The 14164-nt window shown below is 42.2% G+C and carries 5 protein-coding genes; all 5 read right to left on the bottom strand.

Features of this window, described 5'->3' with window-relative positions; all coding sequences use genetic code 11:
* Positions 1-414: 414 nt before the first annotated feature.
* The 5 genes from B5F18_RS11845 to B5F18_RS11865 all read right to left on the bottom strand — a co-directional run bounded on the left by B5F18_RS11845 (position 415) and on the right by B5F18_RS11865 (position 13995).
* Positions 415-1041 carry a hypothetical protein gene (locus tag B5F18_RS11845; protein ID WP_087157862.1) on the bottom strand — a complete coding sequence of 209 codons (627 nt, stop codon included), beginning with the start codon at positions 1039-1041 and terminating at the stop codon, positions 415-417.
* The gene (locus tag B5F18_RS11850) at positions 1038-1487 is read right to left on the bottom strand and encodes a LytTR family DNA-binding domain-containing protein (protein WP_087157863.1); all 450 of its coding nucleotides are present in this window, start codon (positions 1485-1487) and stop codon (positions 1038-1040) included. The genes B5F18_RS11845 and B5F18_RS11850 overlap by 4 nt, the downstream gene beginning before the upstream one ends.
* 273 nt (positions 1488-1760) lie before the next feature.
* Positions 1761-3977: a Cna B-type domain-containing protein gene (locus B5F18_RS11855; RefSeq protein WP_087157864.1), complete on the bottom strand. Its 2217-nt coding sequence runs from the start codon at positions 3975-3977 to the stop codon at positions 1761-1763.
* 297 nt (positions 3978-4274) lie between these two features.
* Positions 4275-9230: a beta-N-acetylglucosaminidase domain-containing protein gene (locus B5F18_RS11860; RefSeq protein ID WP_087157865.1), complete on the bottom strand. Its 4956-nt coding sequence runs from the start codon at positions 9228-9230 to the stop codon at positions 4275-4277.
* 106 nt (positions 9231-9336) lie between these two features.
* Complete coding sequence (locus B5F18_RS11865; RefSeq protein WP_087157866.1) at positions 9337-13995, bottom strand: discoidin domain-containing protein; 4659 nt, start codon at positions 13993-13995, stop codon at positions 9337-9339.
* Positions 13996-14164: the final 169 nt, after the last annotated feature.

Below are 14164 nucleotides of genomic sequence, written 5' to 3' on the forward strand. Positions count from 1 at the left end.
TGCTCTGTTTGTCATGCGATTTTCAAGGTACAACTATATCTGAAATGCGTTACCGCAATTCATTCACAAAATCTCCATTTTAGACTTGACTTTTAATAGTTAGTCTTTCCACTTCTTTTCCCTTTTCGCCGTATTTTTATAACCTTTACCTTTCTTTCTCTTCCTCCTTTCCTTAAAAGTCCCTGAAAAGACAAAAAACCAAACTCTACGTACAGCTTTTGCTCCCTGTCCGTAAAATTTGGTTTTGCCTGCCTTACAGTAACAATCCGAAATTTTCAGTTCCTTATCTTTTTTATATACCTTTTACATTCTTTTTTCAATACAACTTTTTATTTTCTATCTTTTACATGATTTTAAAGATTATATTTTGTTGAAACTGCACAGTTTTTTCCAAATATTGGATTTAATATTCAGCTAAACCTGTGTAAGTCTTACCCAATACTCCAAGACTCCAAATGCAGCATAATCCGCATCCGATTCTACCAGGTAACTCTTTTCTCCCAGCTTTACGATCAATGGCATGTCGTCTTTTTCTACGGAAAATTCCAATTCATTTTTCCTTGCATAGTCCTGAACAAACAAAAGCAGCTCACCTGCTGTTTTGATCTCCTTGTCCGCATCCAACAGCAGGACGCGGTTTTGGAACATATTTTCCCTGTTCATAGCCTTGGAACCCTTGCAAATGCGCACATAATCGATCACCCAAAGTACGATCAGAAACATCAGGCCATTGAGTACCTGTTTTTTTACCGTACCATCTAAAAAAGCAAATGCAAGGATCAGTACAGGCATCAGTGCCCCAAACAGATACAAAAGAGAAATTCCTTTAAACATGGTATTTTGTATCCTGCTGTTATAAAGACAGATACAGACAATGCCCACCAGAATACAGATTCCAAATGCAATCCCCTGCCGCCAAAGTTCAAACGCCTTTGGATTCCGACACGCGCACGCCGTAAACACACTCACCGTAAACAGAACGGTCCCCAAAAAACATCCACTGTATAGATTTTCTTTTATATGCTCTGCCAATCGTTTCATACTCTCTCACCTCTCACTCTTTGCATCACAGATTTCAGATATCTTCTGGAAATATACACAGAGTCTCCTCCCAAAAGCCTCGCCTCCATCACCCCGTTTGCACACGGCACATAACACTTTACCTTTTCCAGATTCACGATCACGCTTTTGGAAATCCGAAACATTGGCAGGCCAAGCATATCTTCCAGTTCATACATCCTCTTTGGTGTGAAAAATTCCCCCTGTGTGCTGTGGATCGTCTGCTTTCCATTCATGGAGTCAATATATAAAATCTCTGCATAGTCCAGATAAACAATTTCCTTTTCCTTATATCCGGTGACCTTTCTTTTTCGGAATACTTCTTTTTCAATGTATTCTTTCAACCCATTGATATCCCCGTCCGCTTTTTTCACAAAAAGTTTTACTTCTTCCTCCTGATCGCCGATTGTTATGATTGTTGTTTTCATCCCTTTCCCCCTCCTTCTTCTTTAATGTAGCAAAGTAAAAACTGCTTTGCAACGCGTTTTCTATGACCGGTCAATGCAGGGGTACAAGTGGCTGGAAAAAGAACAATACGATTTCCAATTTTTAATACACAAGTTTTCGTATTTGAGTACGAAAAATTGTTGATGTTTTCTTCCCTATTTAAAAATTTAAGGGGCGAGAGTGATTTATGCAAATCAACTCTTGCCCCTATGTATAACTTTTTCGCTATTCTAGTTTTTTAGCCTTCTAAATCTCTATCTTTCTGTATCTTTTCTTTTTTTCGCTGCCACAAGCGCGCTGCCTGCCGCTGCCAAAAGCACCATCCATGTTGCCGTCTGTGTTGCATCTCCTGTCTTGACAGATTTCGTTGTTGTCTTTGTGTCTGCACTGTTCTTGTTATTATCTGCCTTGTTGTCTGCCGTGCTGCTGTTTCCTTTATCAGTCTGATTGTCTGTATTCACATCTCCTGTGGATGCCTGTTTTGCTTTCAGTCCATCCTTTGCAGATGCCAGCTGTTTTACTGCTGCATCAACTTTTGCCTGATTGTCTTCGGACAATGTCTCGTCTTCCAGCACGCTCTTTGCATTTGCAAGCGCTGTTCTAAATACTTCTGCGCTCTCTTTTGTATATGCGTCAAGATTCATGCTTTCTACACCGTTTACAAGACCTTCCAGTGCATCTTTATTTGCTTTCAGACGAAGATTTGCCATTGCCTCAAGAAGAGCTGTCCAGGATGCGTCCACTTCATCCTGCATTGCATCGCCGTCATCGTAAACCGTTCTCGCCTCCGCAAGTGCATCGATAAATTCCTGTTTTCCTTCTTCTACATAGGAATCCAGTTTCTGTTCCATTGTTTCCGCAAGTGCGATCACTTTTTCAAGATCTTCTTTATCTCCCTGTTTAAAGGACAGATACTGCATCACTTCAATCAGTTCTCTCCATGCATCATCGATCTGAGACTGTGTCACAGATGCATCGCCTGCATTTACTTTGTCAAGAATCGCCTGAGCATTTGTTTTTGCATTCTCAAAGCGTTCTACAACAGAATCAATGACTCCTTCTGTTTCCGCTTTATCTGCAAGTTCCAGAGCATATTCCAGGACTGCTGTGGAGACTTCTTCCGGTATTCTTTCAAAAACAGCGTAGATTGTAGTATCCTGATCAAATGTTGTTGTGTCGGTGATCCATTCGCCTTCACCGGTCTCTTGTGTATTCCATCCAAGGAAACGATAGCCGTCTTTTACAGGATCTTCCGGCATCTGCTCTCCAAGCGCTCCTCCGTTTGCTACAAAAAGAACTTCTTCTTTTCCATCAATGTTTACTGTGATCCGAGGCACTTTGTGTGTCAAGGTAATGGTGATGCCTGGTTTTTCTGCTGTTGTATCAAACGGATATACCTGATTTTCATTTTGTTCTGTGCTGTAGCTGACTTCATATCCTTGCGGAATTGCTGTCAGTTCTTTGATTCCATAATCAATGGTCTGGTAGCTGCCGCCTTTGTATTTATTAAAATATGGAACATTCAAGACTTCCTGATATCCATTGTCCTCGTTCAATGAAACCTTAACCCCTCTTGTATTCTCTGGATTTTTCCATTGAATTCTATCCTGTATGATCGGGATGCTGATTTCTTTGTCCGGGCGAATGCCATCCGCATTATTTCCATCATCCCATTTTACTTCTACAGTCACATCTTTATAATCAATCGGAAGCCTGTAATTCAGTACGTATTTCCCTTCCTGATCCGGTGTTACCGGTTCTCTGGAGGATTCCCATTGCGCACCGGAGAGTACTCCACCTTTTACAGTATAATCGCATTTTGTTCCATCCAGTTTATATTTTGGCTGAATGGAATGTATGTAATATACCTCGTCATCCGGATATGTAGTGCCGCCTCTGTTTATATTGAGTGTTTTTCTTCCTCCCAGAATCGTGTATGGATAGGAGCCTCCACGTACACCTGTGATATTTTTGCCATCATCCCACTGAACATCAATATTCAGAACAACGCTTTTCGTGAAGGTACATGTAAAACCTTGTGTTACATCTCCGGAACGCGCAAACGCATAGCCCTCTTTGTCTTCATCTGTTATTGTAGGAGTCACGGAATATACGTAATATCTGATTTCTTTATTATTGGCATCGTATTTTTCCAGTCCTTCAAAACGTCCGGACCAGCCGTTTTGTTCTGACAAAACCAAGGTCTGTCCTTCCACAACCTGTCCGTTGGAACGTTTCACTCCGATTTCCACTTCCTGTGGGCGGTCATTGTCTTTGTTGTCACAGTCATCCCACTCTACCGTTACATCAAATCCAATCGTTTCCTCATCCTGTTGTCCCAAGACTGCATTCACAGTTGTTTCCTGCACCGGAAGATTTGTTTTCTCCCCTGTGTCCATGCCATAGACAGGAGTAATATTTCCTGCCAGCATCAAGCCTGCCATTAATAATGCGACGCTTTTTTTCTTCATACTTTTTTCCCTCCCAATTCTATTGCGGGATCAAAAAAAAGCTTATCCCGCTTTCTTTGACTATTTGATAAACCTTTTAGTCTATTTTATAACATCCGACCATTCACATGCAACAATTAATTATTTTTTCTATTTTATTTACACTTTCTTTTTTCTTAACCGACTAATTATACCCTTGTTTTGTTTATTTTTCATAATTTGTCAATTAGTGTTTTTTATTATTTTACTTTTATATCTCAATTAACCAAAAAGTGCCAGAACATGTTCGAACCCGCCCATGTTCCGACACCATTTACGTTATCTTTCTGTGTTCTTTTTTTTCTTCATGATCACGCATGCGCTGCCTGCCGCGGCCAAAAGGAACATCCATGTTGCCGCCTGTGCTGTGTCACCTGTTTTTGCGGATTTCGTTGTTGTCTTTGTGTCAGCACTATTCTTGTTGTTGTCTGTCGCGCCGCTGTTGCCTTTATCAGTTTTATTGTCTGTATTCACATCTCCCGTGGATGCCTGTTTTGCTTTCAGTCCATCCTTTGCAGATGCCAGCTGTTTTGCTGCTGCATCGACTTTTGCCTGATCATCTTCAGACAATGCCTCGTCTGCCAGCACGCTCTTTGCATTTGCAAGCGCCACTTTAAAGACTTCTGCGCTCTCTTTTGTATATGCGTCAAGATTCATGTTTTCTACACCGTTTACAAGACCTTCCAGTGCATCTTTATTTGCTTTCAGACGAAGATTTGCCATGGCCTCAAGAAGAGCCTTCCAGGATGCGTCCACTTCATCCTGCATTGCATCGCCGTCACCAGCAACTGTTCTTGCTGCATTCAATGCGTCTACAAATGCCTGTTTGCCTTCTTCCACATAGGAATCCAATTTCTCTTCCATTGTTTCTGCAAGTGCGATCACTTTTTCAAGGTCTGCCTTGTCTCCCTGTTTAAAGGACAGATACTGCATCACTTCGATCAATTCTCTCCACGCTGCATCAACCTGGGCCTGTGTCACGGAAGTATCTCCTGCATTTACGCGGTCAAGTAAAGACTGTCCGTTTGTCTTTGCATCTTCAAAGCGTTTTACAACAGAATCGATCACATCTTTTGTATCCGCTTTTCCTGCAAGCTCCAGAGCATATTCCAAAACTGCTGTGGAAATCTCTGTCTCCACATCCTCTCCTTCTTTTGTCCAAAGTTCATAGATCACAAGATTGGAATCTTTCTCCCAGGACAATTTTACGTCCGTCACCTTTCCGTATTTTGACAGATCCACGTTCTCACACATATTGTCGAGAACGCCTGCATCTTTCCATTCTCCGTTTACTTTTACTTCCAGGTTTGCGCTGGTTCCTTTGTTTTTGAGAACATGAAGTTCTTTTGTTTCCGGCTCATTTACAAGACTGTATGTGACAGATCCGCCTTCTTTTTCCAGTGACGGGGATGTGAATGCACGTCCGTCCAAAAGGTAATTCAGATCAGTTCCGTCTCCGGTTATGGTGAACACATCCTCATCCAATGTGCGGTTTACATATATTTCCGCCATATTACACCATTCTCCGTTGTTGATGTAGTAACGGATGTATTTTGCAGGTGTTCCTTTAAGATCCAGTTTCTGCTGTGCCGCTGCACTTGAAAATTCTGTGACTGTCTCCCATTCTTTTCCGTCTTTAGAAAGATCCACTCTTCCGCCGTTTGCCCAGTCTTTTGCATAGAACACTTCCATGTCGTAAAGCGGGATAACGTCTGTAAGCTCCAGTTCGATATATCGTTCTGTATCTCCTTTTCCACGTTTCAGCCAGAATGTTGTTCCCTCATCACCATCCACAAGGTTACCGGCATTTCCGCTGTATACATCGCCTGAGATGGAATCGCTTGCTTTTGCACTAAGATTTGCTTTTCCTGCCAGCTGGATGACAAGTCCTAAATCGTTTAAGGCAAGGTTTTCATTTCCTTCATTTGTAACTTTTATGTATTTTGCCTCGAAGTTTTCAAGAGTGTTCCATTTATGCTCTTCCCATGTCTTTCCATCCATGGACACTTCCAGTTTCAAGTTTTCAGCCGCAGCCTCTTTACTAACAAGCTGAAGGTTCTTAAGAACATCAAATTCTACACCAAAAGATTTGCCCGGTGTCAAAGCAGCATTATCGTCTGCTTTTACTGTCAGGATATTGTCGCTCTTTTCAATCTCTGCCAAATCTTTCAGGTCTTTCTGGTCTGTGTAAGTATGGTAATCCACGCCTTCGTTTGCGCTCATTTCGTAGAGCAGTGCATTGGATACATTTCCTCCTGTTACTTCATCTTCCCAGTTTTCTGTTGCACGGTAACGGATAAATCTTGCGTTCACATTGTCAAGTGTCACATGAATCTGCGGTGTGTCAAACTCACCGATTTCTGTCCAATTTTTATTATCAACAGAGTATTCCAGAACACCTTTTTTGTAGTATTCTTTTTCGTTTGCTCCCATCACGATATCCACATTTTTGACCGGAACTACATTTCCAAGATTCATTCCAAAGTAGTTATCTGTGACATATTTTCCAAGTGTCACCCATGTGCTTTCGGTTCCATCCATTGCCTTTGTATAATCGGTGTTGGATGAACCATAACCGATTGCCGGGTATGTCATGCCTACTGCCTCATAATATTTTGCTTCCATTGCATTCAAAAGCTCGTTTACAAATGGATAGAGCACTTTTTGTGCTGCTTTTTTGCTGCCATTGGACTGATTCAAAAGATCTCTTCCCTCGGCAAGGATATTCATTGCCATTTCTACTGTGTCATCATCCGCTGCATCCAGTTTTTCAAACTCATCCAAGTTATCCAGCACATAATATGCTGCTTTTGCAATCTTATCCATTGTGTTCATCCAAGGATCGATCTCACCTGAAAGATTGTTTGTTCCCTTATAACCTTTCAAAACAGTAATGGAATCCCTGATCTCCTGAAACTCTGCTTTCAAAGTTTCGATTTCTTTTGATGCGTCTTCTCCGTTCAGATATTTATCCCAGAATTTCGCGATATCCGGCTGCATATACACAGATTCATCCGTGGATGCAAATGACATCGGCGCTGCCGCACAGTTCTGTGCGAAGATCTGGAATGCTTTTGATGCCTCTTCATCATCTGTGATGATATGAGCGATAGCTCTCATCCAGCTCTCCTGACTGTCATACGCACCTGTGTTCCATGTATAATCCGCAATGCTGTACAAGGCAACCTTACTTGCCTGCGCCTGATTCATCGGATTGGACGTCAATCCGCTCATATTTTTGATGTTGTTTTCCACAGCCTCGCTTGGTCCAAGATGCATCATGCCAGCTCTTCCGAGGTCATTTACCGGCCAGTTCCACCAAATAAATACCGGACGCTGGATCAAATTCACAATATAATCAATTACAGACTGATTGATCTCGGAAACAACAAAGTCTCCTGTCCACATGATCTGGATATCTTCATCAAAGTTCCTTAAGTTCTTAAGGTACGCCTCATTTCCGTTTTTCTTATTGTAATACTGCGGGCAGAAGATCAATGGTTTCACATCCCCTTTTGTCTCCACGTACTCTTTTTGGATTTTGTTCATATACTCCACAAGTCTTGTGTTGTTTGTGGAAGAATCATCGAAGAAGATTGCGAACTGTCTTACTCCGATGGAGTAAAGCTGATCAAATTTTGCTTCAAGGTCCGCAATGTCTTTGTCGGACAAATCTGTATGTCCGCCTGGATGAGCCGCCCATACAAATTCTACACCGCTCTTCTTTCCAATATCCACGAGTTCTTTTAATTCAGCAAGTTTATCATCCGGATATAACTCTCTCCATTTTCCATAATGGTATTCATCATTCTTCGGCCCATAGATATAGGTATTCATTTTGTAGCGTCCGCCAAATTCCATCAGACTCTTGCGGTTTTCATGGCTCCATGCACCGTAAAATCCTTCGATAAATCCTCTAAACTGAGTATCCGGCGCATCTTCCACGAGCATTTCACGAACCATTCCTTCGCTCTGCTCCAAAATGTCCTCCAATGTGTATGAACCGTATTTTGCTCCCATCTCATCGGCTCCGAGGACTGCGATCACCTGTTCATCCGCGTTCACATCAAGAACATATCCTTCTGCTTTGTCTGTGGATTCTTCTTTGTCATATTCTTTGTCTGCAAAATATGCGTCTACAACGCCGTCCTGTCCTTTGACTCCGACAAGAAGATTGTTCATGTCTTCGGAAACCGCATCTGCAACATTATAAGAGATTCCGGCTTCCTCAAGCACATCCTCATAGTTTTCTTTTACTGTATCTGAAACTTCCTCTTCAAAAACAAGGTTGAGTTCTTCTCCAAGCTCCAACACGCCGTCCTCATAGAGTACGTCTTGCGGTACAGGGGAAAATTCAATCTCTTTTCCGTTTTTGGATGCAACAACTACGGTATATTCAGCAGACTGGGTGACATCTCCTCTGGAAACCGTTGCCTTCAATGTCACTTTTACGTCTTCCTCTGTTCTCTTGATCGTTGCTTTTCCGTTTTCGTCCACCGTGACTGCCTCATTGTCGGAAGTCCAGGAAACATGCACTCCATATGTATCATCCTTTACAGGAAGAGTAAAGTTTCTGGATACTCGTTCTGGTACGGAAAGCGTCTTTAGGTATTCTTCCACATAATTTTCATCGCTCCAGCCTGGTCCGTAAACTTCAAACTCATATAGAGAAAATCCGGTATTATTATTATTGTTTACCTCTCTTCTTCTCTGTACGCCTTGCATTCTCACATATCTTGCGGAGACCGTTTCGTCCAGTTTGATTGTATTGACATACGTTTTGTCAGGCGCCGGTGCATTTTCATCCATATAAAATCCATTGTTAATGACATCCGTGACGTCCTGCCAGCTGTTAAGATCGTTTGATACCTGCACTTTAAACTTGTTTGGCCTTGACTCCCATTTTAATACAACTTTGTTTACGTCCTGAGATGTTCCCAAGTCAACATAGATCCATGTGTCGTCAATGCCGCTGCCATCTTTTCCTGCGGCGGATGCCCATCTTGTAGAACCATCGCCGTCAAAAGCTTTGCTTACAGGCGTCGTATTGTCCTGTGTTGTCGATGCCACGGCGTCTTTGCCCTGCGCAAGGTTTGCATCCTCGCTGCCGATCCTGCTCTGCGCATCGCTGCTCTGTACATTGTTTTCAGCCTGTACCGGAAAAGCATTTCCCGAGCTTACGACCATTGCAGCCGCCAACATAAGACTTGCAATGATCTTCATCCGTTTCTTCATATCCCGTCCTCCTTCACCTTGTTATTCACAAAGAGCGCAAAACCGAAAATCAGTTTTGCGCTCTCCTTGAGATTTAATTTCTATCCCTTATGCTTATGCTCTAAGATTAGTTTTGTCTTTTCTTTCTGGAGACTACGCATACGCCTGCTGCAGCTGCAAAAAGAATCATCCATACTGCCATCTGACTTGCATCTCCTGTCTTAGCAGATTTTGCAGTTGTTTTGCTGGAAGATGTGTTTGCACTGCTCTTGCTATTATCTGTTGAACTGCTGTTAGCCTTATCGTCTTTGTTTCCACATTGACTTGCAGTATCTGTATTGCTTACAGACGCCTGCTTTGTTTCCAGTGCTTTTTCTGCGGATTCCAGTTTTGCAACTGCCGCATCTACTGTATCCTGATCGTCCCTGGACAATGTTTCATCTGCAAGTACGCTCTTGGCATCTGCAAGTGCTGTTCTGAAAGCTGCTGCACTTTCTTCTGTGTATGCAGCAAGATCGATTCCTTCTGCTTCATTTACCAATTCACTCAAAAGGCTCTTATCTGCTTTCAGTCTTAAGTTTGCCATAGCAGTCAGAAGATTCTGCCATGCCTGATTTACTTCATCCTGCATTGCATCCTGATCATCGTAAACTGTCTTTGCAGCATCCAAAGCAGTTGTAAACTCTGCTTTTCCTTCATCTACATAAGAATCCAGTTTTCCATTGATCTCATCTGCAAGCGCGATTACTTTTTCAAGATCCTGTTTATCGCCCTGTTTGAAGGACAAATACTGCATTGTCTTGATGAGTTCTTTCCAAGCATCGTCCACCTGATCCTGAGTGATAGATGTATTTCCTGCTTTTACTTCATCAAGGATATTCTGTGCATTTGCTTTTGCTGCCTCAAATTTTTCTACAACAGACTGGATCACACCGTCTGTGGATGCTTTTCCTGCAAGTTCCAGTGCATATTCAAGAATTGTTGTGGACACTTCTTCTACTGGTTCCTGTCTGTCTTTGTTGTAGATTTCCAGATCATCGATCTGTCCTTCGAAAGCATGAGTCTCACTTCCGATTCTTTCTACCGGAGTGATCAAACTTGCCCATTTATTTCCTTTTCCTTCTTCTCTTGCAAGTTCATCTACAAACTCACCGTTTACATAGAGTTTTGTCTTTGTAAACTCATTGAGCAATGTAATGTGAACCCACTCGTCTTCCGGAAGTTCATAGTTGAAGGAGTAATCTCTGTGCCATCTTGAGAAACCAAATTTTCCTGTATCTTTCTGAACTGCCTTGATCGCACCTTTTTCTGATTCAAAGAGGATCTGCTCTTCATTGGAATCTGTTGGGTCTTTCTTTACCCAGAACTCAACTTTTGTATCCAATCCAACATCTTCCAGAGGTGTTTCTACATAACTTTCGCCGCCTTTTAATGTCAACGCTTTTCCATGTACGCCTGCATCGTAAGATACATTTTTCTGACCTTCCAGATTGTATTTGTTTCCGGATGTATCCAAACCTGCCTCTGAATTAAAGCTGTAATCAAGATAAGTATCTCCTACAGACTCTACCAGATATCTTGGATTGCTGTTTGGTGCATAGTTTGTCTTTGCGGAAAGTTTATTCAACTCATCCATAGAGTAATCTTTGATGTCTCCCCAAAGTTTTGCTCCGAATGTCGGCATAATGTGATAGATACGGTCAAATAATTCCACGTCACTTGTTCCGTTGTCATTTACAGGACCAGTCTTATCGTTCCATACACAGAAGTTGGAACCAAGCATCTGCTCATCACCTGCAGGAATCTTGAATCCAGCAACTACGTTTGGCTGCCAGTCTCCGTAAATGTGACTCTGGTTCAGATAATCATAGTAGTATCCTGCACCTGGTACAATGTACAGATCTCCGTCATTGGTGTTGATCAGGTCATATCCAAGGTTATACATATCTCTTGGATTTGCGTAACCTGTATACCAAAGGTTCATCTGTACGCCATCCACTGTGATCGGAGTTGTTCCGTTATTTTCTGTCTGGCTGCCCCATACACGCGGTGTGTAGCCAAGGTCATCGCGCACATATTTCAGAAGTGCGTCCTGATATTTTCTGAAGTTTTCTTTGTTTCCACGTTTGTATTCATCTGTACCAACATGTACGACTGTTCCCTTCGGATATACCGGGTTGTCGCCTGTTGTGTATTCTGCGAAAACACCTTTCATGAATTCTAGGATTTCATCAAAATGGTTATCAAGATCCAGATACTCTCCTTCGTAATTATCTGTTCCATATCCGCGTCCGAATTCCGGATGCGCTCTTGTGAATGCTCCAGAATGTCCCGGGGAGTCAAATTCAGGGACAATATTGACACCTAATTCTTTAGAGTTGTTAATAAAATCTCTGAACTGATCTTTTGTAAAGTACACATCTGTATTAGTCAGATTCGGCACATCTGATTCCAGACGGAAACCGGAGTAATCCGGCACACCATCTGTCTTTGAAAATACATTGTCATTCAAATGTACCTGAAAATCGTTCATCTTGTACCAGGACATGGTCTTTACAAGGTCTTCAAGGAAGAACATGTCAACCGGAAGTCTTGCAACGTCGAGCATCATACCTCTTAATTCATATTTTGGATAATCTTTTGCAATACCCTTTGCAATAGTTCCGTTTGTCTGTTTGAGGATCTGAAGGATGGAACGTGTTGCCCAGTAAGCACCTGTATACTGGTCTGCTTCAATGGTTACAGCATCATCAATCTTCAGATAATATGTTTCTTTTTCCAATCCTGTATTGCTCTTTGTGAAATAGAAATCACCTTTCTGAGGATCCGTTCCTGTCACTACCAGGATCTCTTTGTCCATGATATCCTTATAATCTGCTGCAAGTGCTTCTGCTGCTTTCATAAACTCTTCTGCAGAAGGATCTACAACAATTTTGGATGTGTCTGTCACTGCAAAGTCACCTTCAGCTCCAACCCACTGCTGTAATTCTGGAAGGACTTCCGGTTTTGCGTTTACAGATTCGTCCACATCGTGATCACCTTGTACTGTCACTTTGATATCAGGTGTAAATGCTTTTTCTCCTGTTTCTTCTTCTGTGACTTCAAAGTTTACAACAACCGTTGTGTCAACGATTGGTTTGATGATCTTTCTGTCTCTGTCGATGACCTGTTCATAGTCAGCGCCTGTAAATTCAATCGTATAACCATCCTGAACGGTTGGCATCGGAAGTGTGTCTGCGCCTTCTTCCATCGGCGGAAGGATAACTGCATCTGCGATGTCCTGAACAGTTGTCGGTTGATCTCTTGGCGGGAAGTCATATGGTTCTCCATACATTTCCACTTCATGGAGAGATACAGTAGGATAATCGATCGTCTGTCCCTCTCTGTCTGTTCCTATTGTCATGAAATCATCGATCACGATTCTGATCTGAGATGTCTCCACTGCCTGATCCAGATTGAAAATTTCCTGGAATGTTTTCGGAACTTTTGTCTGGTGGAACAGTGTTGTCCATTCGCCGTCTACATTTGCCTCAATCTTATAATCTTTAGGAGTCTTTCTTTCCCATTCCAGTATGAATGACTGGATGGATTGAGGCTCCTCGTATGTAAAGGTAACGACTTTTTGTCCTACTCCATAAGAGCTGCCCCATCTCTTCTCCAAAGTTCCGTCATTGATATACTCTACTTTTACGGAATCTGCCTCATCACCATTGGATTCCACAGATGCTTTTCTTGCAAGATTGTTCATCACTTTTGTACCAATGACTTCCACCTCGTACATAGATACGCTTGGGTATGTGCCCTGTGTCAGCTTGTCTGTGACAATCTTTACATAACGCTTTGTCACAGGTTCATCTAAATATACGATTGTATCTTCCGGATAGCCATCTGCTTTTGGCTCAGCATCGTAGATTGTCGTGTAGCTTTGTCCATCGTCAGATGTTTCAATGTGGAAATCTTCCACTGTGCCTCCGCTTTCCCAAGCGGCAAGAATCTCATCAAATTCTTTTGGTTCTCCAAGGTCAACCTGCACCCACTGCGGAGCTCCTGCTTCGGACGACCATCTGGACTGATCAGGTTTAGATGCATTACGGTTAATGATACCATCTGTCAGTTTGTCCGGTCCCCAGTAAGAAATTGGACTTGTTGACGCTGTTGCATCTGCGTTGAGCGCATAATTGGCACGAAATTCTTTGATCGTATCGTCCTCAACCTTTTCGCCAATTACTTCTACTTCATAGATAGATACACTTGGATAAGCTCCTTCAATCAAGCTGTCAACCGTAATTTTGATATAACGACCAAACTGTTGTCTGTTAAACGTGATCGTTGTATCTTCGGGATGTCCCTCCGGCAGGTCCTCAGATTCATAGATTGTCGTATACGTCTTATTATCATCGGACATTTCAATGTGGAATTTGCGGACATTCCCTTTTTCCCATGCAATATTGATTTCATCGAATTTTCTTATTTCTGTCAGGTCCACATTTACCCAGGAAGGAGCCCCTGATTCGGATGACCATCTGGACTGATCAGGTTTACTTGCATTTCTGTTGACGATCCCATCAATAAGTTTGTCCGGTCCCCAGTATGCAATTGGAGACTTCTGAGCCGTTGCATTTCCTTCCAGCGCATAGTTGACTCTTGTGTTTTCTGTTTCCTCATCCTGCGCTACTACAGATATTGGCACAGAAATGCTGGTTGCAACCATTGCCGCTGCAAGAACCCATGCCCCGAGCCGTCTGGACTGTTTTTTGATTCTTCTTCGTGCTTTAATTCCATTCATAACGTTTCCCTCCTCGTTTTAAAATTTTCTTTTCACACGAATCCTTTTCTTACCTTCTTCTTTCCTCCTCGTATAATAAGTTTGTAAGCATAAAACAGCTTACAGACTTATTCTTTTTTGATTAGACAGAAGGATAATTCTAAACATCCTTTCAGAAGAGGCTTCTTCC

The sequence above is a fragment of the Lachnoclostridium sp. An181 genome (genome assembly GCF_002160325.1).
GTDB lineage: Bacteria > Bacillota > Clostridia > Lachnospirales > Lachnospiraceae > An181.